Origin of the sequence: Sharpea porci (genome assembly GCF_009695655.1) — a bacterium.
GTDB classification, from domain to species: Bacteria; Bacillota_I; Bacilli_A; order Erysipelotrichales; family Coprobacillaceae; genus Sharpea; species Sharpea porci.
This window is the reverse complement of the sequence record NZ_VUNM01000011.1, coordinates 1-24,520: the sequence shown is the minus strand read 5'-3', so window position 1 is coordinate 24,520 and position 24,520 is coordinate 1. Positions and strand designations below refer to the sequence as shown.

Below are 24,520 nucleotides of genomic sequence, written 5' to 3'. Positions count from 1 at the left end.
GACTATTCTGCTCCTCTCATAAGATCACAAATTCTATCTGCATGTTCATCAACATACTTTTCTTCCTTCTTGAAGAATCTCTGTCTTTCCATTAACTCATCAAAGTCAACATTCAAGCCATCAAAGTCCGGACCATCAACACAAGCAAACTTTGTCTGCCCATCAACCGTTACACGACAGCATCCACACATACCTGTGCCATCAACCATGATTGGGTTAAGAGATACAGAAGTAGGAATATTATAAGGTTTTGTCACTTTTACAACATTCTTCATCATGATAACTGGACCAATCGCAATAACTTCATCAAACTTAACACCATCATCAATTAATTGCTGTAAAACAGTTGTACCAAATCCCTTTGTACCAAGTTCACCATTATCAGTCGCAATATAAACATGATCACAGAAAGTCTTGAACTTATCAGCCCATAAAACATACTGTGCTTCACGACCACCAATGATAACATCTACCTTAACACCTTTTTCAGCTAAAGCCTTAAGCTGTGGATAAACTGGAGCAGCACCAATACCACCACATACACCAACAACTCTCTTTAAGCCATCATGGAATTCAGTTGGTCTGCCAAGTGGTCCAACAAAGTCAGTAACTTCATCACCAACGCCAAGTTTTTCAAGCTGTTTGGTAGAAAAGCCAACTGCCTGAACAACAATTGTAATGGTGCCCTTTTCACGGTCAAAGTCACCAATTGTAAGTGGAATTCTTTCACCATCTTCACCAACTCTCAAGATGACAAACTGCCCTGCTTCGCACTTACGTGCAACCATTGGGGCTTCAATTTCCATCTCGAAAGCAGCATCATTCAATGTTTCTTTTCTTACTATTTTATACATTTCTTCTACCCTCTTTCCCTTTGGTTCAAATTTTATCATAAAACGCTTTCACGCTCAATGTTTCATATAATTATTAGTCCTAACTAACCCATCTTCTCTTGCATTTCCCTATCCGCTTCGCTATATTGTAAGCAGAAAAGGAGTCATTATGGACAAGAAAATTATCTTTTTTGATATCGATGGCACACTTGCCGATGAATATACATTTGAAATTCCCGCTAGTACAATTCTCGCGATGCAACAAGCACAGGCTAATGGACACTTGCTTTTTGTCAATACTGGACGTGGTTCATGTTTTGTGGAGGAAAGCATACGGAACTTACCACTTGACGGAATCATCTATGGCTGTGGAACGGAAATAAGCTATCACCATCAGACAATCACTTTTCACCAGTTCTCAACAGATTTACGAAAACGCATCATTGCCTCATCCTACAAGCATCACTTAGAAAATATTCTTGAAGGCAATACAGCCATCTATTACCCCAACAAAGAACTCATTGATCCCTTTGTCATTCATCAACGCCAGCACTATATTGATCAAGGCTTTCCCGTAAAGACCTATCATCTCAATGATGATTGTATGTTCCAGAAAATGGCAGCCTGGTATCAGGATGAAGAAGATATCAAAGCTTTTATGCATGAATTTCAAGATGAATTAGCTTTCATTGATCGTCATGGCTTCTATGAAATCCTGCCAAAAGCCTACAATAAAGCCACAGGCATCCAGGAATTAATCGATTATTTACATATTCCCCTTGAAAACACCTTTGCGATTGGTGATTCTGCAAATGACTTAACAATGCTGAACTATGTCCATACTTCCATTGCCATGGGAAATAGTGCTAAGGAACTCTTTTCAGTTGTTGATTATGTCACAACATCATTGCATGATGATGGCATTTATAATGCCTTAAAACACTTCCACCTCATTTAAAAAGCGTAGGACAAACTATCTTACGCTTTATTCATACATTCCACTAACATGCCATCTTCAATTTTTAAACAAACGTCCATCTGACTCGCAAATTCCTGATCATGTGTCACCACAATAACTAAGCGATGATTGCAATGGGCTAAGGCAATAAAGTTTTCGATAATGCTTTGTCTCGTATGATTGTCAAGACTGCCAGTAGGTTCATCAGCAAGAATCACCTGGGCATTCTTAGCGATGGTACGAGCGATTGCGACACGTTGTTGCTGGCCGCCAGAAAGCTTACGGACATCTCGTTTTGCTTCCTGCTCATTGATACCTAATTCTGCAAGAATCTTTAATGCTTTATCTTTTTTATGTTTCTCTTTCAAATGGGCAATATTCATCGCACAGATCATATTCTGATAAGCATTCATATAATGAATAAGATTATGGGATTGAAAGATTAAAGCAAGATCATCACGACGATATCTCTTCAATCCTTTTTTCTTAATATCCTCACCAGCATATTCCACATAACCTTCACACGGTGCTTCTAATCCACCCATAAGCGAAAGCAATCTCGTCTTGCCACACCCTGATGGGCCAACAATCGCATAAGTCTTACCCTGCTCAAAGCTATATGTACAATCTTTAAGAATATCAATACGTAAGTTACCATCCTGATAATGATAGCTTAAATGATGTAACTGTAATAACGTCTCCATACTAGCCCTCCTTCTTCATCAGAATCTTTCGAGGCGACATGTGCAAGATAGCAAATGAAGGAAGCAGTATGGCGATCACCACAATCAATACACTAACGCCTGCTACCTCACCAATCACTTCACCACTTAAGGTAACATCAAAGTCTTTTGTTTTTGGTTGAGGGTGTTGTTCATTATTACTAGTCGGCATTTTCATCATAACTGTAGACGATGACGCAGAAGCACTTGCAAGTATACTTGAAATCTTCTTTCCGACAAACTGACCACTACCTAATGAAAGCATGAAGGCAAGTACAACTACCAAGCCTACTTCAATAAGCTGCTGACCAATTATTCTTAACTTACTTTCTCCTAGTGACAAGAGAATACCATATTCATAATATCTTGATCGTAAAGCAAGAATAAGCACAAGAGCCATAACAATTGCCCCTGCCACGATGACAATCAATACAAATAATGATGCAAATTTATTCATATTCTTCAATGAACCAATGGACATTTGATAAATCTGGTCATTGGCATCCAATGTATACGTATTCCAGTCAACAGATGTCTTCTTGGCAAGCTTTTTAAATGCACTAATATGCGATGGATCATCAAGGGTATAAATGGCACTAGAGATTGTCGTTGTTAAATTATTGAGTTTCTGGGCTGTTTCTAATGATGTATAAATAGTATTATAAGGGGATTGACGGTTACTAAAACCACTAATTTGATTGACTGTTTTAACACTATAGATTCCCACAACTTGAACTGTTATCGATGTTTTATTATTGGATGAATCCGTTGTATAAACACTAAATGTACTTCCCACTTTCAAATTGTTGTCAGAAGCAAGCTCACTAGAAATAACGGCATTATTCGTCTTGGCATCACTTTCATTTAATAAACGACCTAATTTTAAGACATAATTCTTATTCACAAAGGCACTTAGTGTTTTCATTGTTGTTTGGCCACTCACTGTAAAGTTATTGTTGTCCATGGGAGAAGGTCCATTATTTTTTTCTGATTGATTAGGCTGACTTGCAGTCGTTGTTGAAGACATATTAACAGGTTCAATATCATCTGTATTAACTGAGACAGTCTGTAAATAATTGACCGACTTCACATATTGCAGCTTTGATAGCTTATTAGCATCACTCACTTTAATCGACGTATTAAGCTCATCAAGCGCTTCTCCTTTAGAACGATTACGCATTAAGGCTTTCATATTATAAGCTAAAGTTACATCACTACCTAGTGATTGCCTTGTCGCATCCATCGACTTCTTTGTCGCAGTCTTGATTTCTAAACCAGCCATAACAAGATTGACAATCAAGAACGCCACGCCAAGAAGCAAGATGGTTCGCCCCATATTCTTCTTAATGCTCAGCATTGCATTTTTCCACATATCTTACGCCTCCTATACTCTGTATTCTAGAAGCAAAATATATGTAAAAAACATCAGGACTATGGGAAATTATCAAAAAAGACTGCTCACACAGTCTCAAAACTTACTGATATGCCATTAGGCGCACAGACAATACTCTTGCCATCATCACGCTTTATCCAGCCAGTATGAACACAGATCTGATTAGGGCAATCCACATCATATGCACGTGCTCGCCCATCTTTGACTTCAAGATGGAAGGTCCCAACATCACCCTGATAAGCATATCTAGCATTCTTTGATAGATCGATATGAGCAATCACCTTTTTATGATGATAGACAACAAGTTCTTCACGCTTTGTAGATTTTTGGTAAAAATAGAAACCTGCACCAATCACCAACAAACACAGAACAATTATTAATTCTCTTTTCTTCATCAAACTCACCTCTACTCATCATACCTTTATTCCCTCGCAATGCAAAGAAAAAAGACTCTCCAAGTGGAGAGTCCTTAAAAACTATTTCTTCTTAGCTGCGTTTCTTGCATCTCTTTGTTTAGCGAATTCTGGATATAAATCACCATATGGAGTCTGGTAGTCATATGATTCAGTGAAGATTCTTTCCATATCCTTAACCATAGGCATTCTAGGGTTAGCTGGAGTACACTGGTCTTCATAAGCATTCATAGCCATTCTATGGATTGATTCTTTCCATTCAGCTTCACCAATGCCCTGAGACTTAATATTTGTAGCACCACCTACAGATACCCATAACTTTTCTACTGCAGTTGCATACATTTCAACACCTTCAGCATCAGTCTTAGGATGTAAGCCAATTAATTCAGCTAATTCTCTATATTTCTTATCAGCTTTATAGTTTTCAATCTTTGGCCATACACCTAACTTAGTTGGTACTGTACCATTATATCTGATGACATGTGGTAAGATGATACCATTTGCACGACCATGTGGGATATGCCATTCGCCACCGATCTTATGAGCCATTGAGTGGTTCATACCTAAGAAGGCATTAGCGAAAGCCATACCAGCGATACATGCAGCATTATGCATTTTAATTCTTGCTTCAGGATCAGCTTCAAGTACTGACTTCTGTAAGTTTTCAAATACTAATTTAACAGCCTGCTTAGCCCAGCCATCAGTATAGTCAGAAGCAAGTAATGAAACATAAGCTTCTGTTGCATGTGTTAATACGTCGATACCTGTATCAGCAGCGATTGTAGCTGGAACAGACATAGTGAATTCAGGGTCTACAATAGCGATTGTAGGTGTTAATGAATAGTCAGTTAATGCATACTTAACATTGTTTCTTGTATCTGTAATGATAGCGAATGGAGTAACTTCAGCACCAGTACCTGATGTTGTAGGAATAGCGACTAATGTAGCCTTCTTACCAAGTTCTGGGAATTTAATAGCACGCTTACGGATATCCATGAATTTCTGTTTGATATCATCGAAGTTAACTTCTGGATGTTCATACATTAACCACATAACTTTAGCAGCATCCATTGATGAACCACCACCTAAGGCAATGATTGTATCAGGCTGGAAGCTTCTCATTAAGTCAACACCCTTCTGAACAACTTCAAGAGTTGGGTCTGACTGTACATCGAAGAATAATTCGATATCAACTTTATTTCTTCTTCTCTTAATAACGTCTTCAATCTTTGCGACATAGCCAAGGTTATACATACCACGGTCAGTGATAATCATAGCCTTATCCATTTTTCTCATATCTCTTAAGTATCTAATTGAATTACGTTCGAAGTAGATCTTAGGAGGAAGTTTAACCCACTGCATATTATTGTTACGTCTCCCGATTCTCTTAATATTGAGTAAGTCTGCAGTACTTACGTTATTAGATACTGAGTTATGTCCGTAAGAACCACATCCAAGTGTTAATGATGGTAAGAATGCATTATATACAGAACCAATACCACCGAATGTAGATGGCGCATTTTCAATAATACGGATAGCTTTTACACGTTTACCGAATTCTACAGTAATATTATGATCAGTTGTATGGATAGCAGCTGAGTGACCTAAGCCATTAAATTCAACTGAATCACAAGCTAACTGGATACCTTCATCTGTCGAATTTGCTTTTTCCATAGCTAATACTGGTGAAAGCTTTTCTCTTGTCATTGGTTCATTCACACCAATTTCCTTACATTCAACAACAATCATCTGTGTATCTTCAGGAATAGTGAAACCAGCCTGTGCGGCAATCCATGTTGCATCTTTACCAGCAACAGCTCCATTTAATCTTGCATTCGCAACATTTTCTGAATATGCTTCAGCCCCAAACATGAAGTTTTCAAGTTTCTTCTTTTCTTCAGCATTCGCATAATAAACATGATATCTGCCTAATTCTTTTTTGAATTCATTATAGATTTCCTTATCAACAATAACATTCTGTTCAGATGCACAAATCATACCATTATCGAATGTCTTTGAAAGATATACATCGTTGGCAGCCATTTCCAACTTACATGTCTTTTCAACATAAGCAGGCACGTTACCAGCACCTACACCTAAAGCAGGCTTACCACATGAGTAGGCAGCTTTAACCATGGCATTACCACCTGTAGCAAGGATAGTTGCTACACCTGGATGATTCATTAATGCATTTGTTGCATACATTAAGAGATTATTGCCTTTTTCTGATTCTTTTTCTGTATTACTAATAGACATTGGTAACCACTGGATACAATCTTCTGGAGCACCAGCAGCAACAGCCGCATCTCTCATTACCTTAGCAGCGGCAACTGATGAATCATGTGCACCTGGATGGAATGAGAAGATGATTGGGTTTCTTGTCTTCATCGCAATTAAGCTCTTGAAGATTGCTGTTGAAGTAGGGTTTGTAACTGGTACGATACCACAAACAACACCAACTGGTTCAGCAATTTCAGTAATACCTGTAAGTGGATCTTCATTGATGATACCAACTGTCTTTGTATGACGCATATTGTTTGTAACATATTCACATGCGAATAAGTTCTTTACAGCCTTATCTTCAAATACCCCACGTCCCGTTTCATCATGAGCAAGTTCTGCAAGATAGCCATGATGATCAAGACCGGCAACTGACATCTTCGCAACGATGTAGTCAACCTGTTCCTGGTCAAATCCTTCAAACTTGTCGAGTGCAACTAATGCTTTCTTAACTGCTGAATCAACAAATTCATCAATTTGAGCTTCTGTTGCCCATTCTTTCTTTGTGACTGTTTCTTTAGCCATAAATATATCCTCCATTTATTTCTTTGAGAATTAATTCCCAATTACTTTCTGAAACCACTATACATGGTATCTTGTGAAATTTCAATCATGTATTTTATGTAAGCGTTTATAAGTTTTCAGAATTCCTTTTCTGCCCATAGTTTAGCACTTACATTTAGAAAAAACACCATTTTTTTAACAACGGTTTGTTTCTAAAAAAGAAAATGGAGCACGAAGCTCCATTCCTTATTCACTACGTAAAGCTGTGACTGGGTCTTTCTTAGCAGCAATGCGGCTAGGAATAAAGCCTGCCATCAGTGTCAAAATAACGGAAATGCCGATTAACACAACACTTGCCTTGACTGGTAAAACCATAACATGAGGGACTTGCATTGTCTTTAGAACATAGGCGTTAACTGGGAAGGTGATTAGCCATGAGGCAAAAATACCAAAGATGCCTGAAAGCAATCCTTCAATAAATGTTTCCGCATTAAAAATCTTTGAAATATCACCTTTACTTGCCCCTAATGCTCTTAAGATTCCAATTTCCTTCGTCCGTTCAAGAACAGAAATATAAGTAATAATCGCAATCATAATTGATGAAACAATCAACGATATAGCTACAAAGGCAATCAGTACTGTCGAAATCGTATCGACAATCTTTGTGATATTTTCTGTCACCGCACTAATAAGATCAGTATATGTCACCTTATCATTGTCGTTCTTTACTTGTTTATTGTAGGCTTTGATAAAGCTTTCAACATGTTTCTTTGCATCAAAAGAATGAGGATAAAGGGAAATCTTACTTGGATCTTCAGGCGTACTATAGCCTAGCTTACTCATCATATCGTCATAGGTCGTTGGGATTGTATTATTCATTGAAGCAAGCAAGGTATCAAGTGACTGCTGGTTCAAATTACTAGCGAGCGAACTCTTGATTTTATTCAGATATTCCTTCTCATACTTCTTCATATAGGCTTGCAAGTATGTCTTCATATACTTGTCAATAAGCTTTGGATTCTGCTTGAGATATTGTGTCGCATAATTCATCATATACTGATTCATTTGCGCCTGTGAAATATTTGTCCCCAGATTCTTATTCATTAAATCACGCAACTGATTCATATCAACCTTGCTTGGGTCAAACTGCGCCCCGCCATTGGACTGAACTTGTTGCTTCATATAGTTACTTAATGCTTCATTAGCCTTCTTAATTTCATCATCCGTCAAATAATCTTCTAGCTTGCTGGAAGTACTTGTCGACGCAAATACAGCTGTATAGGTCTCATCTTGAGTGACCGTTACACTTCTTAACTGTTTTGAAGTGAAGTAGTTGCCTGCTTGATCCACCCAACCTACAAAAGTATAATGCACACCATTTTCATCCGCCTTGATCGGATTAGTTTCCGGGAAGGTTGTAATGGTTGCACCGGGTTGATAGGTAGACGATGCAAGAACACTTTCACCGTTTTTAAATGTCACTGTGTACTTGTTGTTTGTAGCTGGAGGGGAAGACTGATTATTGTCAGTCTCTGGTTGTTCAGGAGTTTCTGTCTGTTGGGACGCGTTTGTTTCACCAAGTAATGTAACAGTTGGCTGCATGCTGGATTTAAGTGTCATTGTTGTGGATTGTATATGTGTATTTGTTTTTAAGAGATTATTATTCATCTTAAAGAAGTTATTTGTTTTGCCACTATTTTCTTCACCAAAAGCTTTATTCGTCATGATATTGATATTTTTGTTGGCCAGCTGAGCGGTGATTGCTTCACTCTTATTGCCAACTTGCAGCAAGTAGTTTGTCAGCGTTCTGTCATAGCCCACACCACTTGATATTTCCGCATCTTTCTTAGCCCTCAGCACACCGGCAATCTTGACTTCCAGTCCTTCATTAAGATGGGCTTTGAGATAGTCATTATTAGCACTTTGATCAACAAAAACACCGTCTTTCTTTTCAAAAAGCTGACTTGGGGCAAAGACACGATAACTCTTGCCAAGCACTTCCTTATAATCAAAGCTATGTTGTCTATCTTCATACTTCTTGCCTTCCTGAATAGCCTTGATCATCTCATTCATACTATCAATATCCAACATCCCCAACGTATAAAGTGTATAGTCTGAAACTTCATTATTTTCTGAAAGCACTAAGACAACTTCATTATAGTTTTGTGGATAATGCCCAGCTAATAACTTATATTGTTTTTTACGTAAATTCTGACTGCTGACAAGTTCACTCCATGATGAACTTACCGCCCCACTCATACTATATTTCGAAAAGAATGCATTAGAAGCAAATGGTGATGACTGCTGTGAGTTTGAAGAAAACAAGCTTGCCGGTGAGACTGTGACAACCCCTGCCTTTTCATCATTTCGATAGACTTTGGGAGTGATATCATAGCCATATTCTATAGCTGTAACATCTTTCTTTAAGTCTTTTTGATGTTGATCAAGATAGAGTTTGAATTGATTGAGATTGTTGGTTTTAATCATGTCCTTTGTTTCCTGTACTGTATCACCAACAATATTCTTTGAATAAACAGCGTTCTTATCATGTTCCTTCTTATTCGCATTCTTCTTTTCACGATTCATCATCGCATCTAAATCCACCGCCTGTCTTTCAAGCGTAATCGGATAGGAGCCAAGCATATCCGTTTCCTGAGCAGCAATATAATCATTCACCCCAGAGCTTAAGGCAAGAATAGCAGCAATGCCAATAATCCCAATACTTCCCGCAAATGATGTTAAAGCTGTACGGCCCTTCTTGGTCATTAAATTATTGAGTGATAAACCTAATGCTGTTGTAAATTTAAGACGTGTATGTTTGAATCTTTTATTGACATTTTTTATGTTCGTTGTTTCAACAGGATTGGAATCATGAATAATATGACCATCCTTAACTTCAACAATACGATTGGCATACTGATGGGCCAGTTCAGGATTATGAGTCACCATGATCACAAGCTTGTCCTTAGCCACCTCTTCTAATAAATCCATGACCTGAATACTTGTTTTGGTATCCAGGGCACCCGTTGGTTCATCCGCCAAAATAATATCAGGGTTGTTGATCAGAGCACGAGCAATCGCCACTCTTTGCATCTGGCCACCGGATAGCTGATTAGGTTTCTTATGAATATGTTTTTCTAGGCCAACTTTTTTGAGTGCTTCAATCGCTCTTTTCTTGCGTTCACTTGCTGATACACCGGACAGAGTCAAAGCTAATTCTACATTGGATAAAACGGATTGATGCCCTATGAGATTATAAGCCTGGAAAATAAAGCCAATCTTATTATTACGATAAGCATCCCAGTCTTTATCTTTATAGCGTTTTGTCGAAACCCCATTGATGATTAAATCTCCATCATCATAGCGATCCAACCCACCAATAATATTCAACAAAGTCGTTTTTCCAGAGCCTGAAGGCCCTAAAATGGCGGCAAACTCATTGTCACGAAAATTTACCGAAACATCATCAAGAGCAACCTGAGTAAAATTACCAGTGACATATTTCTTTGTGATATGTTTGATTTCAAGCATTCCGTTTTCCTCCAATATGTATCTATACCTATATGAAGTATAAAAAAATTCTTTGGTCAAAACAAGAAATGTAATCTTTAGAAAAAAAAGACTGAGTCTTAAAGACTCAGTCATATTATACAATTAGTCTAAAGCAGCAACCATAGCAAGGTATGATTCTTCTTTTAAAGAAGCACCACCTACTAATGCACCGTCGATATCAGGCTGTTCTAATAATGCCTTTAATCCTTCAGGCTTTACAGATCCACCATACTGAATTCTAACTTTTTCAGCAGTATCTTCACCATAAAGATCCTTAACAACTGAACGGATATAACCACAAACATCTTCAGCAATTTCATTTGTAGCTGTCTTACCAGTACCAATAGCCCAGATTGGTTCATAAGCAATAACGATTTCGGCAGCATCAGCAGCTTCTACATCCTTGAATGCAGCAACAGTCTGGTTCTTAACAACATCTTTTGTTTCACCAGCATCATACTGAGCTTCAGATTCACCTACACAAACGATAACTCTGATATCGTTCTTGATTGCCTGTTTAATCTTAGCATTAACTGTTTCATCAGTTTCACCAAACATCTGTCTTCTTTCAGAGTGACCGATGATTGTCCATTCAACGCCTAATTCCTTTAACATAGCTGCAGAAACATTACCTGTGAATGCACCATGATCTGCCCAATGCATATCTTCAGCAGCAACAATTAAATTCTTTGCAGCTTTAGCAGCCTGTAAATCTGTGAATGGAGTAGCAATACCCCAGTCAGCCTTATCAGACACTTTGCCGTCAACAGCATTGACAAATGCAGTTGTTTCAGCAATAGTCTTATTCATTTTCCAGTTTCCAACAATAATTGGTTTTCTTGCCATTTTCTTTACTCCTAATATTTTTTATTATTTATCATCTACAGCAGCAATACCAGGTAATACTTTACCTTCCATGTATTCAAGTGAAGCGCCACCACCAGTTGAGATATGAGATACTTTATCAGCAAATCCTAACTGCTTAACAGCTGCTGCTGAATCACCACCACCGATGATTGTATTAGCATCTGGCATATTTGCTAACATTTCACATACAGCTAATGTTCCCTTTGCGAATGGTTCCATTTCGAATACACCCATAGGACCATTCCAGATTACTGTCTTAGCACCAGCTAAGTTTTCTTTGATTAATTCGATTGACTTAGGACCGATATCTAATCCCATATAACCTTCAGGTACACTACCTTCAACAGTCTTAATATCGCCTTCAGCTGCAAATGCATTATTAACAACAGCATCAACAGGTAATACTAACTTATCAGCACCTTTTTCTAAGTATTCCTTAGCTAATTCAACCTTATCTTCTTCTACTAATGAGTTACCAACTTCTAAGCCTTTAGCTTTCCAGAAAGTAAACATCATACCGCCACCAATAATAACCTTATCAGCAACCTTTAATAAGTTTTCAATAACACCAATCTTAGAAGAAACCTTAGAACCACCTAAAATAGCAACTAATGGTCTTTCAGGATCAGAAACTGCTTTTCCGATATAAGCGATTTCTTTTTCAAGTAAGAAACCAGCTACAGCAGGATGTAAGTTTGTAGGAATACCTACAGTTGAAGCATGAGCTCTGTGTACAGAACCAAATGCATCTTCTACGAATACATCACCAAGTGATGCCCAGTATTTACCTAATTCTGGATCATTCTTAGTTTCGCCTTTTTCATAACGTGTATTCTGAACTAAGATAACCTGACCATTTTCAGCGTTCTTAATAGCATCTTCTAATTCAGGACCACGTGTAGCATTAACGAACTTAACATCTCTTCCTAATAATTCAGCTAATCTAGGAGCAACAACAGCCATGTTGTTCTTAGCCTTATCTTCTTCAGTCTTAATCTTACCTAAGTGTGAGAATAATACGACAGCCTTAGGGTTATGTTCCAACAAGTAGTTAATTGTTGGTAAAGCTGCAACGATTCTGTTATCATCAGTGATAACTGTTCCATTGTCTTTCATTGGTACGTTGAAGTCAACACGTACAAGGACAGTCTTGCCGGTAACATCAACATCTCTAATAGTTAATTTATCCATTGATTTATTCCTCCATGCCCGTATTATAACACCCATATATTGCCTTTTCAATTGATTTTAGGAACACACAAAAAAGGAATAATAACGTTTTAACATAATTTACAATTAGCCTCATTTCGATGTTAATACAAAAGAAAAAGAAGGCCTAGCCTTCTTTAACGACGTATTGATGATGCCATTGTATGATATGTCCAGCGCTTGCCTCTTATCGCAATCGATAAAGCCATAATATTTTCAGGCAATGCAATGCCTTGCCAGCCAGCATCACCAATATGCTGAATATCAACACCACAGCGTTTATTCACAATACCTATTTCTCTCACTGTCTGTTCGTCTGCCCCTTCTTGTGACGTACCAATAGAACTTAAAGCCAAAGCCCCTTTTTTATGAATAAAGTCACAGGCTGCGCGCATTTCTTCTTCACTCAATGATGGTACAGTATTCACTGCTGGCAGTAAGATGACATCTGCTCCAACCTCAATAAACTTCGCAATGGCCTTTAAATCCACGAGTGGTTCATCGACACCAGCTGAATGCATTTTTCCAGCAATAATTAAACCTGAAAAATACTTTTTGGCATTTTTTATTGCCTTGGCAATAGATTCATTCGTCACACCTGTTCCTGGATTACCTGTCAGACAAACAAAATTAAAGCCTAGCTGTTCGGCCTTCTTAAATGTCTCTACACTTGCCATTCTGCCGGCAGGAATATGTAATCGATCTTCCATCATATTGGCATCAGGATCTACCGGCTCCAAATTACAGCCAACTGGACGACCAATCAGCTTCTTCAATAAAGCTACAGGATTACCATCCGTTACTATTCCCGCAATTTTAGGATTATTACAGTCGAAGACATTCAACAAACAAAGATCACTCCCAAAGGCAGCTGCCAATTCAGGATTGGAAATATCGCCAAGCAAAGGACTCACAGCAATAACATTCTCACTCATAATAACGCGTCCTTCACAAGCCTTAATCGATTGTTTTAATTCTTTTCCATTCATTGCAAGCTTTTCACTTGCACTACAATTCAATAATCTTTTCATAATTGACCTCCACTACTTCTATTATAATATTTCTTTTACTAAAGGAAAGGAAATTGTGGAAAATGAAAAAAACTTGTCTTTTCGAAAGACATCATTATAATAATAGATGTAGTGCAGAATTGATTCATCGGTAGAATGCCACCTTCCCAAGGTGGATAGGCGGGTCCGACTCCCGTATTCTGCTCCATGTTTATAAGGAAAGGCTTTGTATCCAAAGTCTTTTTCTTTTTGTCAAGAAATAATGCATATTTCACAAAAGTTCATAAATTATTCATAATTCATCTTTATGATATGAATTACAGGAGGCAAGAATCCTGTAGAAATTTTCCCCAAAATATAATAAGTAAAAAAACATAAGTTTCTCCCCTATAATACTTATGTTTTTTTATCGTCAAAACAAAAAGAAAGCAATGCCAATTAATATGACATTGCTTTTTATTTACTGTTTTTGTTTGGCGAGGTCATCAGCGTCAAAGACCTTAGAAATAGCGGCACCAGGTGCTACCATTGGGAAGACCTTATCATCCTGATCAATATGGCAATCAAGGACAATTGGTCCCTTAGCTTCAAGAGCATGCTTAATAGCTGGAACAACTTCTTCTTTAGTGCGTACAGAAATTGCTTCACAGCCAAGTCCTTCCGCCGTCTTCACGAAATCTACTTTATCCGTCAAGACTGTATTAGAATAACGTTTTCCATAGAATAATGTTTGCCACTGTCTAACCATCCCTAAGACCTGGTTGTTGATAACAACCTGAATAATTGGCACATTGTATCGTGATGCTGTCGCAAGCTCATTCAGATTCATTCTAAAGCAGCCATCACCAGCGATATTGAAGACTGGTTTGTTTGGTGCCCCATATTTAGCGCCAATAGCAGCACCTAAACCATAACCCATTGTGCCTAGACCGCCCGATGTTAAGAACTGACGTGGATGTCTGAAATGATAATACTGTGCTGTCCACATCTGATGTTGTCCAACATCAGTAGAGATAATAGCTTCTGAATCTGTTAATAAATCTATTTGTTCGATGATATAAGGACAAGTTAATTTATCCGTATCATATTTTAATGGGAAACGATCTTTATATTCACGAATAGTTTTCATCCAGGCGGGATGATTCTGTTGTGTCATTTTATCAGTAATTGCGCGTAAGATATGTTTTGCATCACCAACTAAACCAAGATTAACATGGATATTCTTGTTGATTTCTGCATCATCAATATCAAGCTGAATAATCTTTGCGTCCTTCGCAAATGTCTTTGTATTACCAGTTACACGATCACTAAAGCGTGCCCCAATAACTACCAATAAATCACATTTTGATACGCCAAGGTTACTTGCCTTTGTCCCGTGCATACCAAGCATGCCACAATAACGAGGAGAAAGGCCATCAAAAGCACCTTTACCCATCAAGCTATCACAAACAGGCGCATCAATCTTTTCAACAAACGCTCTAAGTTCAGTAGAACATTCTGAGGCAATAGCCCCACCACCGACAAAAACAAATGGCTTTTGTGCTTCATTGATCATTTTAATCGCTTGATCAATTTGTTTATCCGTATATTCATCAAAGTTAGCTGTTATTGGATTTGGCTTCTTTGATTCATATTCAGCTGATTCAATAGTCGCATTCTTTGTGATATCAATTAAGACAGGCCCTGGTCTTCCTTCTTTCGCAATCTCGAAAGCACGTCTTATCGTTGGTGCAATGTCTTTCGCTCTTTTAACAATATAGTTATGTTTCGTAATAGGAATAGTAACACCCTTGATATCAATTTCCTGGAATCCATCTTTACCCAAGCTGCTTGCGGCAACATTAGCCGTAATGAAGACAACTGGTATAGAGTCCATGTAGGCAGTCGCAATACCAGTTACGAGGTTTGTCGCACCAGGTCCAGATGTCGCCATTGCCACACCAACTTTACCTGTCACTCTTGCATAACCATCTGCGGCATGAGCTGCCCCTTGTTCATGGGATGTGAGTACATGATTGATTTTATCCTGATATTTATAGAGTGAGTCATAGACTTCAAGGATTGTGCCTCCTGGATAGCCAAAGACTGTATCAACGCCCTGTTCAAGCAAGCATTCAACAACGATATCAGATCCTTTTAACTTCAATGCGTATTCCTCCTATCTTATTAATCTTCGTTATCGACTTTTAAAACGGCCCCTGTATTTGCACTTGTTACCATGGCTGCATATTTCTTAAGATAACCCGTATTGATTTTAGGCTTTCTTGGCTGCCATTTTTCCTTACGTGCTGCTAATGTTGCATCATCTACAAGGACATTAATTTTATTGTTAGGAATATCAATAGCGATAATATCTCCTTCTTCAACTAAGGCAATTGGTCCACCAACAGCTGCTTCTGGAGAAACATGGCCGATTGAAGCCCCACGCGTAGCACCTGAGAAACGACCATCAGTTATTAAAGCAACATCCTTATCAAGCCCCATACCAGCAATCTCACTTGTTGGAGAAAGCATTTCACGCATACCAGGACCACCCTTAGGACCTTCATAACGAATAACCACAACATCACCTTTGACAATCTTGCCACCACGAATAGCCTTGATTGCATCTTCTTCACAATCAAAGACTCTTGCAGGACCTTCATGAGTCATCATTTCAGGAGCCACAGCTGACTGTTTAACAACACAGCTATCTGGTGCTAAGTTACCACGTAATACGGCAATACCACCTGTCTTTGAATATGGATGATCGACTGGTCTAATGATTTCTGGATTTCTATTTACACAACCCGCAATATTTTCTTTCACAGTCTTTCCTGTGCATGTAATACCATCGGTTTCAAGAATACCTAATGAATCCAATTCATTCATCACGGCGTAAACACCACCAGCTAAATCAAGATCTTCCATAAATGTATCACCAGCAGGTGCTAAGTGACATAAGTTAGGTGTTTTCTTACTGATTTCATTAGCAATGTCAAGATTCAATTCAACGCCTGCTTCATGAGCGATGGCAGGTAAATGCAACATTGAGTTTGTTGAACAGCCAAGTGCCATATCAACTGTCATGGCATTTCTAAAAGCCTTTTCGTTCATGATATCTCTTGGACGAATATCTTCTTCAATTAATTTCATGATCTGCATACCAGCATGCTTTGCGAGACGAATACGTGCTGAGTAAACTGCAGGAATAGTTCCATTGCCCTTTAAGCCCATACCTAGAGCTTCAGTTAAACAGTTCATTGAATTGGCTGTATACATGCCTGAACATGAACCACATGTTGGACATGATACTTTTTCGGCATATTCCAATTCATCTGCAGAAATCTTGCCCGCATTATACTGACCGACTCTTTCAAAGAGTGTTGATAAGCATGTTCTCTTGCCATTAATTTCTGCACCAGCTAACATTGGCCCACCAGAAACAAAGATTGTTGGAATATTGATACGTGCGGCTGCCATCAATAAGCCTGGGACATTCTTATCACAGTTAGGAATCATGACAAGGCCATCAAACTGATGGGCTGTTGCTAGACATTCTGTTGAGTCAGCAATTAATTCACGTGTGACAAGTGAATATTTCATACCTGTATGGTTCATGGCAATACCATCACATACGGCAATAGCAGGCACTTCAACAGGAACACCACCGGCTAAATAAACACCCTTTTTTACAGCCTCACTGATTTTATCTAAGTTCATATGACCAGGGACAATTTCATTATAAGAAGAAACAACCCCAATTAATGGTCTCTTCATTTCTTCTTCAGTAAATCCTAATGCATTAAACAATGAACGGTGAGGTGCTCTTTCAACACCTTTTTTTACATTATCACTTTTCATATCGTTACCTCTTTTATACTCTTGATGCAATCAAGTCTCCCATTTCAGTTGTTGAGACTTTCTTGTCACCATCTTTATAGATATCAACTGTACGATAGCCTTCTTTTAAGACATCACGAACAGCTTGTTCAATCGCATCTGCTTCTTTATTCAAATCAAATGAATAACGCAACATCATTGCTCCAGAAAGAATTGTCGCAATCGGATTAGCGATATTCTTGCCGGCAATATCCGGAGCAGATCCGCCACTAGGTTCATAAAGACCAAATTTATCTTCTCTAAGTGACGCACTTGAAAGCATGCCAATTGAACCCGTAATCATACTTGCTTCATCACTTAAGATATCACCAAACATATTCTCTGTTAAAACGACATCAAACTGTGATGGGTTGGCAACTAACTGCATAGCTGAGTTATCCACCAACATATGTTCCACTTCCACATCTGGATAATCCTTTGCCACTTCATTGACAACCTTACGCCATAAGCGTGAAGAATCAAGGACATTAGCCTTATCCACGGAAGTTATTTTCTTTCTTCTTACTCTTGCGATTTCAAAAGCTTTAATCGCAATACGTCTAATTTCACTTTCTGAATAAATCAAGTTATCATGAGCGACAAGTTCGCCATTGACTTCTGTTGTTGAACGTTCACCAAAATAAAGCCCACCTGTCAACTCTCTGACAATAATCATATCAAAACCTTTTGCGCTTGTAGCTTCTTTAAGAGGGCAGGCATCTGCCAACTCTGGATAGAGATAAGCTGGTCTTAAATTCGCAAATAAGCCAAGCTCTTTTCTAATCTTCAACAAGCCTGCTTCTGGTCTCTTATTTGGTGGAAGTTTATACCATGGTGAAGTTGATGTATTGCCCCCAATAGAGCCTAATAAAACAGCGTCACTGCTTTTCGCAATAGATAATGCTTCATCGGTCAATGGTTCACCATAGGCATCAATTGAACAACCACCCATTAGAATCTGTGTGTAATGGAACTGATGGTTATATTTCTTGCCTACCGCATCAAGTACCTTCATTGTCTCACTGACAACTTCAGGACCAATTCCATCACCTTTAATCACTGCAATATTCTTTTCCATAGTCCTTACTCCTGATTATTCAGATAATTTACTAAACCACCTTCAGTAATAATCTTCTGAATGAATGGTGGGAATGGCTGTGCCTGATATGTCTTTTGTGTCGTCACATCAGTAATCACGCCAGTATCATAATCAACCTTCACTTCATCGCCTTCAGCAATCTCAGCGACAGCTTCAGGACATTCACAAATTGCTAAACCAATATTGATGGCATTACGATAGAAGATTCTCGCAAAGCTATCGGCAATAATACAAGAGATACCTGCTGTCTTTAAGGCAAGAGGGGCATGTTCACGAGATGAACCACAGCCAAAATTCTTACCTGCTACAATTAAATCACCATCATTGACTCTTTCAACGAAAGTAGGATCAATATCAACCATTGCATGACTAGCCAGTTCTTTCGCATCAAAAGAATTTAAATAACGTGCGGGAATAATAACATCCGTATCTACATTATCCCCATATTTTAATACTTTACCATGTGCCTGCATTAGTTTTCCCCTCCTACTTTTTCTGGATTAGCGATATAACCAGCAATTGCACTCGCTGCTGCAACTTCTGGTGAAGCTAAGTAAATAAGAGCTTCTGTATCACCCATACGTCCAACGAAGTTTCTATTTGTCGTTGAAACACACTTTTCACCCTTCGCAAGAACGCCCATATGACCGCCCATGCAAGGACCACAGCTTGGTGTATTAAAAGCACAACCAGCTTTTACAAAGATATCAACCAAGCCATTATCAACACACTGCAAGAAAATCTTCTGGGTTGCTGGAACAACCATCACACGAACATTATCCGCAACAGTATGTCCCTTGAGAATCTTGGCAGCCTTTTCTAAGTCAGAATAACGACCATTTGTACAAGATCCAATGACAACCTGATCAATATAAATCTTATCAGCTGCCTCAACCTCATCAATAGTATGGGCATTACCAGGTAAATGTGGGAAGGCAACAGTTGGGCGTACTTCAGATAGATTGACTTCCACTGTTTTAACATACTGAGCATCTTCATCAGCTTCATATTCAACCCATTCATTTACGCCTGCTTGACGCATATATTCACGTGCTTGATCATCAACAGGGAAGATTGCATTCTTACCACCTGCTTCAATACCCATATTGCAGATTGTAAAACGATCATCCATTGATAATTCGCTAACACCTTCACCAGTAAATTCCATTGACTGATATAAAGCCCCATCAACACCAATACGACCAATAATATGAAGGATGACATCCTTACCACTGACATATGGTGGAAGTTTGCCAGTTAAATGAATTTTAATAGCGGAAGGAACTTTGAACCAGGCAACACCCTTAGCCATGCCTGCTGCAATATCCGTCGTTCCTACCCCTGTCGAGAAAGCACCTAATGCCCCATAAGTGCATGTATGACTATCAGCACCGATCACAGCCTGTCCGGCATAAACAAGTCCACGTTCAGGAAGAATCGCATGTTCAACACCATTCTTACCTTGCACCATAATATGAGTCAGACCTTCATCCAATGAGAACTTCAAGATCGCTCTTGCATTCTCAGCAGACTTGATATCTTTATTTGGGGTGAAGTGATCAGGGACAAATACAACCTTGTCCTTATCAAAAACATGACCACCCATCTTCTTGATAATTGGTAAAGCCATAGGGCCTGTAATATCATTAGCCATTACTAAATCAAGCTTGGCCTCAATTAATTCTCCAGGTGCAACATAATCTTTACCTGCATGAGCAGCTAAGATTTTTTGCGTCATTGTCATTGCCATATATCTATTCCTCCTTATACGCGTCATTTATCCGTTGTCATAAAGGAGTCAATACTGACTCCCTTAGGACAACACACAAATGTGTGTTGTTGAATGCTTAGTTGTTTAATAACTTATCGTCTTCAGCCCATGAATATAATGAACGGATTTCAGCACCAACTTTTTCAGATGGATGTTCATTAGCTAACTGACGAAGAGCTCTGAAGTGAGCCTGTCCACCAGCTGACATTTCAAGTAAGAAGTCTTTTGCGAAAGTACCATCCTGGATATCTTTCAAGATCTGACGCATAGCGTTCTTTGTATCTTCAGTGATAAGCTTTGGACCTGAGATATAGTCACCATATTCAGCAGTATTAGAAATAGATGTTCTCATACCTGCGAAACCTGACTGGTAAATTAAGTCAACGATTAATTTCATTTCATGGATACATTCAAAGTAAGCATTCTTTGGATCATAACCAGCTTCACATAATACTTCGAAACCAGTCTGCATTAAGGCAACAACGCCACCACAAAGAACAGCCTGTTCACCAAATAAGTCAGTTTCAGTTTCAGTTCTGAATGTTGTATCAAGTAAGCCAGCTCTAGCTCCACCAAGTGCAGCACCATAAGCTAAGGCATTGTCATGAGCCTTTCCTGAATAATCCTGCTGTACAGCTACAAGCATTGGAGTACCCTGACCATCTACATATGTAGAACGTACTGTATGACCTGGAGCTTTTGGAGCGATCATTGAAACATCAACGAACTTAGGTGGAACAATCTGGTTGAAGTGAATGTTGAAACCATGAGCAAACATCAATGTATCATTTTCTTCAAGATAAGGAGCGATATCCTTCTTATATACTGAAGCCTGTAATTCATCAGGAATCAAGATCATGATGACATTAGCCCATTTAGCAGCATCAGCAGTGCTCATTACCTTTAAGCCCTGTGCTTCAGCCTTAGCAGCTGATTTAGAACCTTCATACAAACCAACTACTACATCAACACCTGAATCTTTCAAGTTCAATGCATGAGCATGACCCTGTGAGCCATAACCAATAACTGCTACTCTTTTTCCTTCCATTAAACTTAAATCACAATCGTTGTCATAATAGATTTTAGCCATTTTTCTTACCCCCTGTTATCTAGCTTTCATCTTTTCTTTATCTTCGTCACGTAAACCCCTACCGATACCTGCAATACCAGTACGTACGATCTCCGTGACGTTGAAGTCTGTCATCATTGCCAATAAGCCATCAATTTTTGACTGTGTCCCGGTAATTTCAATAACCATCGAATCGGGAGAGACATCAACAATCTTGCCTCGATAAATATCAACAATTGATACAATATCGACACGTTCCTTATGTGAACATTCCACTTTAATAAGGACAAGTTCACGATAGACGGAATTTGTATCCTCTAATTTAAAGACCTCTTTAACGTCTTCAAGTTTTCTCACTTGTTTTTCAATTTGTTCTAGTGTTTCAGCATCACCTGTAGAAACAACAGTCATTCTTGAAATATGAGGATCATTTGTTTCCCCAACAGTCAAGGAGTCAATGTTGTAACTACGTCTAGAGAATAGTCCTGCAACTCTGTTCAATACCCCCGGTGTATTGTCAACCAGGATTGAGAGTACCAATCGCTCCATTCTAGCCCTCCTTATTTCTTAAATCTCGATGAATTCTATTCAAACCAGAAATCATTGCCTTAATGGTAGCTGTTGTGATATTGGCATGTACACCAACACCCCATTCTGCACTCTCCATGCCCTCACCTTGCATTTCAACATAAGAAGCAGCTTTTGAAGAAGAGCCAGATGTTAAAGCATGTTCTGAATAATCAAGTAATTTGAAATGGACATTGGAACCACTATTTAATGCATCTCTTACGGCATCAATTGGACCATTACCATGACCAACCAATGTCTTCTCTTCACCATGATCAAGAATCTTTAAGATAACCTTACGATCAAAGTCATTTGTTGGATCTTCACTTTCATCAATAAGTTTCTGACTGATGAATTTATATGGTTCTTCCATATCAATATATTCTTTCGTGAATGTATCAAAGATACGTTCAGGTGAGACTTCACCTTCAGCTTCTGAAATATTCTGTACGATTTTAGCGAAGTCAGCCTGCATTGCTTTAGGAATATGATAGCCAAAGACTGTATCCATAACGAAGGCTACGCCACCCTTACCTGATTGTGAGTTAATACGAACAATAGGTTCATATTGACGATTAAGATCAGCTGGATCAATTGGTAAGTAAGGCACTTCCCATTGCTTATTGCCACGTTCACGATATTTATGCATACCTTTATTAATCGCATCCTGGTGACTACCAGAGAATGCTGTAAAGACAAGCTGTCCGGCATATGGCTGACGAGGTGGAACTTCCATCTTTGTCACGCGTTCATACATTTTCTTGATATCGTTGATATGTGAGAAGTCAAGCTTTGGATCAACACCATGTGTATACATATTTAAGGCAACTGTCACAAGATCAACATTACCAGTTCTTTCACCATTACCAAATAATGTTCCTTCAACACGATCAGCTCCTGCTAATAAGCCAAGTTCTGTTGCTGCAATCCCTGTTCCTCTATCATTATGTGGATGAAGAGAAAGAATAACACGTTCACGATCTTTGAAATGTCTGCTAACCCATTCAACCTGATCGGCATAAACATTTGGTGTATCCATTTCGACGGTTGCTGGTAAGTTAATGATGACTTTATTGTCTTTGCTTGCGCCCCAGACATCCATGACTGCATCACATACTTCGACAGCATAATCCATTTCTGTTCCCGTGAATGATTCTGGTGAATATTCAAGAATTACCTTGCCATCAAATTCCGAACAAAGATCTTTAACCAACTGACATCCATCAGTTGCTATCTTCTTAATTTCTTCTTTATTTTTATTGAAAACCACATCTCTTTGAAGAATTGAAGTAGAATTATAAATATGAACAATGGCTTTATCAAGTCCCTTTAATGATTCAAATGTTCTTCTAATCAAATGTTCACGACACTGCGTTAAGACCTGTAATGTCACATCATCAGGAACCAAATGATCATCAATAAGCTTTCTAATAAAATCATATTCAATCTGGCTGGCAGATGGGAAACCGACTTCGATTTCCTTGAATCCAAGTTCTACAAGCTTCTGAAACATCTCAACTTTTTCATCAATATTCATTGGCGTTACAAGTGCCTGATTACCATCACGTAAGTCCACTGAACACCAAATAGGTGCTTTTTCAATATGGCGATCTGGCCATGTACGATCAGGTAAACTGATAGTTTCAAATCTCTTGTACTTCTGGTAATTCATCATTTTTTATTCTCCTTTCCAACCTTTAATAAAAAACTCCCGTCTCATGCATGTAGCGCAAGAGGACGAGAGTCTAAACTTCGTGGTTCCACCTCAATTTATTGACACCTCACGATGTCAACCTTTTCGAGTACTAACATACTCTAGCACGATAACGGGTGCGGGATCCGTAGCTACTTACTATGATTTCAGCGCTCCACTCTAGGATGAGTTCAGAATGTCATAACGACCTTTTTCACCATCCAAGGCCTCTCTCTGCTTATTACCACTCTTACTGTTTCCTTTCAACGTCTTTGTTTACTTCGGTTGTTGACCATATCTTATTCTATTAACCTTCTTAAGTCAACACATTTTTTCTATTAATTTTACGCAAATACAAACATCTTTCATACATTTTAGGATATTTAGAAATAATGTTCTAAAGTATATACAATCCGCCTTTATCATCATTCTATTTCAAACAAATCAAATAAGCACGTATTTTAGCGAAAATATTGAAAATTTACTATTGTATACAATAAGTATGACTATTTCTTCACAAATTATAAAGTGCTTACACTGTATACAATTTCGTTTCATACGAATTCTTAATAAATCAAAAAAATCATATATTTTTTGAGCCTTCATTAACATTAGTGGGTAATATTCCAGCTTCAATGAATGAATTTATATAACTTTATATAGAAAAACCACTAAATATCATTTATCGTTAAGTCGACCAAAACCACGAGAGGATGATA

General features: G+C 38.4%; 18 protein-coding genes, 1 tRNA gene and 1 other annotated feature. Of the genes, 2 read left to right on the top strand and 17 right to left on the bottom strand.

Annotated elements, in window-relative coordinates; all coding sequences use genetic code 11:
* Positions 1–2: 2 nt before the first annotated feature.
* On the bottom strand, positions 3–854 hold the full coding sequence (locus tag FYJ79_RS06295; protein ID WP_154515573.1) for a sulfide/dihydroorotate dehydrogenase-like FAD/NAD-binding protein: 852 nt from the start codon (positions 852–854) through the stop codon (positions 3–5).
* 148 nt (positions 855–1,002) lie between these two features.
* Between FYJ79_RS06295 and FYJ79_RS06290 the strand changes: the two genes are divergently transcribed.
* The gene (locus FYJ79_RS06290; RefSeq protein ID WP_154515570.1) at positions 1,003–1,791 is read left to right on the top strand and encodes a Cof-type HAD-IIB family hydrolase; all 789 of its coding nucleotides are present in this window, start codon (positions 1,003–1,005) and stop codon (positions 1,789–1,791) included.
* Between the two features lie 20 nt (positions 1,792–1,811).
* On the opposite strand, the gene FYJ79_RS06285 is transcribed toward FYJ79_RS06290, so the two are convergent.
* From FYJ79_RS06285 to FYJ79_RS06250, 8 genes are all read right to left on the bottom strand, one after another.
* Positions 1,812–2,495 carry an ABC transporter ATP-binding protein gene (locus FYJ79_RS06285; protein WP_154515567.1) on the bottom strand — a complete coding sequence of 228 codons (684 nt, stop codon included), beginning with the start codon at positions 2,493–2,495 and terminating at the stop codon, positions 1,812–1,814.
* 1 nt (position 2,496) lies between these two features.
* Positions 2,497–3,885 (bottom strand): ABC transporter permease, encoded by a 1,389-nt coding sequence (locus FYJ79_RS06280; protein WP_154515564.1) that lies wholly within the window; start codon positions 3,883–3,885, stop codon positions 2,497–2,499.
* Positions 3,886–3,971: 86 nt separating this feature from the next.
* Positions 3,972–4,301 carry a NusG domain II-containing protein gene (locus FYJ79_RS06275; RefSeq protein WP_154515561.1) on the bottom strand — a complete coding sequence of 110 codons (330 nt, stop codon included), beginning with the start codon at positions 4,299–4,301 and terminating at the stop codon, positions 3,972–3,974.
* Between the two features lie 81 nt (positions 4,302–4,382).
* Positions 4,383–7,124, bottom strand: coding sequence for a bifunctional acetaldehyde-CoA/alcohol dehydrogenase (gene adhE, locus FYJ79_RS06270; protein WP_154515558.1), 2,742 nt, complete (start codon positions 7,122–7,124; stop codon positions 4,383–4,385).
* 225 nt (positions 7,125–7,349) lie between these two features.
* A complete protein-coding gene (locus FYJ79_RS06265) occupies positions 7,350–10,634 on the bottom strand; it encodes an ATP-binding cassette domain-containing protein (protein ID WP_195837028.1) in 3,285 nt (1,094 codons plus the stop codon).
* 123 nt (positions 10,635–10,757) lie between these two features.
* On the bottom strand, positions 10,758–11,501 hold the full coding sequence (gene tpiA, locus FYJ79_RS06260; RefSeq protein WP_154515552.1) for a triose-phosphate isomerase: 744 nt from the start codon (positions 11,499–11,501) through the stop codon (positions 10,758–10,760).
* A 24-nt stretch (positions 11,502–11,525) separates the two neighbouring features.
* Complete coding sequence (locus FYJ79_RS06255) at positions 11,526–12,713, bottom strand: phosphoglycerate kinase (protein WP_154515549.1); 1,188 nt, start codon at positions 12,711–12,713, stop codon at positions 11,526–11,528.
* 155 nt (positions 12,714–12,868) lie between these two features.
* Positions 12,869–13,762, bottom strand: coding sequence for a DUF7916 family protein (locus FYJ79_RS06250; RefSeq protein WP_154515546.1), 894 nt, complete (start codon positions 13,760–13,762; stop codon positions 12,869–12,871).
* 113 nt (positions 13,763–13,875) lie between these two features.
* Between FYJ79_RS06250 and FYJ79_RS06245 the strand changes: the two genes are divergently transcribed.
* Positions 13,876–13,949 (top strand) — tRNA-Gly (locus FYJ79_RS06245).
* A gap of 252 nt (positions 13,950–14,201) precedes the next feature.
* On the opposite strand, the gene ilvB is transcribed toward FYJ79_RS06245, so the two are convergent.
* From ilvB to leuA, 8 genes are all read right to left on the bottom strand, one after another.
* Positions 14,202–15,887: a biosynthetic-type acetolactate synthase large subunit gene (gene ilvB, locus FYJ79_RS06240; protein WP_154515543.1), complete on the bottom strand. Its 1,686-nt coding sequence runs from the start codon at positions 15,885–15,887 to the stop codon at positions 14,202–14,204.
* A 20-nt stretch (positions 15,888–15,907) separates the two neighbouring features.
* Positions 15,908–17,584: a dihydroxy-acid dehydratase gene (ilvD, locus tag FYJ79_RS06235; RefSeq protein WP_154515540.1), complete on the bottom strand. Its 1,677-nt coding sequence runs from the start codon at positions 17,582–17,584 to the stop codon at positions 15,908–15,910.
* 13 nt (positions 17,585–17,597) lie between these two features.
* A complete protein-coding gene (gene leuB / locus FYJ79_RS06230; protein ID WP_154515537.1) occupies positions 17,598–18,680 on the bottom strand; it encodes a 3-isopropylmalate dehydrogenase in 1,083 nt (360 codons plus the stop codon).
* Positions 18,681–18,685: 5 nt separating this feature from the next.
* The gene (leuD, locus tag FYJ79_RS06225; protein WP_154515534.1) at positions 18,686–19,174 is read right to left on the bottom strand and encodes a 3-isopropylmalate dehydratase small subunit; all 489 of its coding nucleotides are present in this window, start codon (positions 19,172–19,174) and stop codon (positions 18,686–18,688) included.
* Positions 19,174–20,451: a 3-isopropylmalate dehydratase large subunit gene (gene leuC / locus FYJ79_RS06220; protein WP_154515531.1), complete on the bottom strand. Its 1,278-nt coding sequence runs from the start codon at positions 20,449–20,451 to the stop codon at positions 19,174–19,176. Before leuC ends, leuD begins: the two co-directional genes overlap by 1 nt.
* A gap of 97 nt (positions 20,452–20,548) precedes the next feature.
* Positions 20,549–21,562, bottom strand: a complete 1,014-nt coding sequence (gene ilvC, locus FYJ79_RS06215; RefSeq protein ID WP_154515528.1) for a ketol-acid reductoisomerase — start codon at positions 21,560–21,562, stop codon at positions 20,549–20,551.
* A gap of 15 nt (positions 21,563–21,577) precedes the next feature.
* Positions 21,578–22,090, bottom strand: coding sequence for an acetolactate synthase small subunit (ilvN, locus tag FYJ79_RS06210; protein ID WP_154515525.1), 513 nt, complete (start codon positions 22,088–22,090; stop codon positions 21,578–21,580).
* A 1-nt stretch (position 22,091) separates the two neighbouring features.
* Complete coding sequence (leuA, locus tag FYJ79_RS06205) at positions 22,092–23,783, bottom strand: 2-isopropylmalate synthase (RefSeq protein WP_154515522.1); 1,692 nt, start codon at positions 23,781–23,783, stop codon at positions 22,092–22,094.
* Between the two features lie 55 nt (positions 23,784–23,838).
* Positions 23,839–24,077, bottom strand: a binding site (T-box leader).
* Between the last annotated feature and the right edge of the window lie 443 nt (positions 24,078–24,520).

What these genes read in the sequence shown, in the direction of transcription:
- FYJ79_RS06250 (WP_154515546.1), bottom strand. Translation starts at nt 13,762, where the DNA reads ATGAAAAGATTATTGAATTGTAGTGCAAGTGAAAAGCTTGCAATGAAT.
- leuC (WP_154515531.1), bottom strand. Translation starts at nt 20,451, where the DNA reads ATGGCAATGACAATGACGCAAAAAATCTTAGCTGCTCATGCAGGTAAA.
- FYJ79_RS06265 (WP_195837028.1), bottom strand. Translation starts at nt 10,634, where the DNA reads ATGCTTGAAATCAAACATATCACAAAGAAATATGTCACTGGTAATTTT.
- FYJ79_RS06280 (WP_154515564.1), bottom strand. Translation starts at nt 3,885, where the DNA reads ATGTGGAAAAATGCAATGCTGAGCATTAAGAAGAATATGGGGCGAACC.
- FYJ79_RS06290 (WP_154515570.1), top strand. Translation starts at nt 1,003, where the DNA reads ATGGACAAGAAAATTATCTTTTTTGATATCGATGGCACACTTGCCGAT.
- FYJ79_RS06255 (WP_154515549.1), bottom strand. Translation starts at nt 12,713, where the DNA reads ATGGATAAATTAACTATTAGAGATGTTGATGTTACCGGCAAGACTGTC.
- ilvC (WP_154515528.1), bottom strand. Translation starts at nt 21,562, where the DNA reads ATGGCTAAAATCTATTATGACAACGATTGTGATTTAAGTTTAATGGAA.
- adhE (WP_154515558.1), bottom strand. Translation starts at nt 7,124, where the DNA reads ATGGCTAAAGAAACAGTCACAAAGAAAGAATGGGCAACAGAAGCTCAA.
- ilvD (WP_154515540.1), bottom strand. Translation starts at nt 17,584, where the DNA reads ATGAAAAGTGATAATGTAAAAAAAGGTGTTGAAAGAGCACCTCACCGT.
- tpiA (WP_154515552.1), bottom strand. Translation starts at nt 11,501, where the DNA reads ATGGCAAGAAAACCAATTATTGTTGGAAACTGGAAAATGAATAAGACT.
- leuA (WP_154515522.1), bottom strand. Translation starts at nt 23,783, where the DNA reads ATGATGAATTACCAGAAGTACAAGAGATTTGAAACTATCAGTTTACCT.
- FYJ79_RS06295 (WP_154515573.1), bottom strand. Translation starts at nt 854, where the DNA reads ATGTATAAAATAGTAAGAAAAGAAACATTGAATGATGCTGCTTTCGAG.
- FYJ79_RS06285 (WP_154515567.1), bottom strand. Translation starts at nt 2,495, where the DNA reads ATGGAGACGTTATTACAGTTACATCATTTAAGCTATCATTATCAGGAT.
- ilvN (WP_154515525.1), bottom strand. Translation starts at nt 22,090, where the DNA reads ATGGAGCGATTGGTACTCTCAATCCTGGTTGACAATACACCGGGGGTA.
- leuB (WP_154515537.1), bottom strand. Translation starts at nt 18,680, where the DNA reads ATGGAAAAGAATATTGCAGTGATTAAAGGTGATGGAATTGGTCCTGAA.
- leuD (WP_154515534.1), bottom strand. Translation starts at nt 19,174, where the DNA reads ATGCAGGCACATGGTAAAGTATTAAAATATGGGGATAATGTAGATACG.
- FYJ79_RS06275 (WP_154515561.1), bottom strand. Translation starts at nt 4,301, where the DNA reads ATGAAGAAAAGAGAATTAATAATTGTTCTGTGTTTGTTGGTGATTGGT.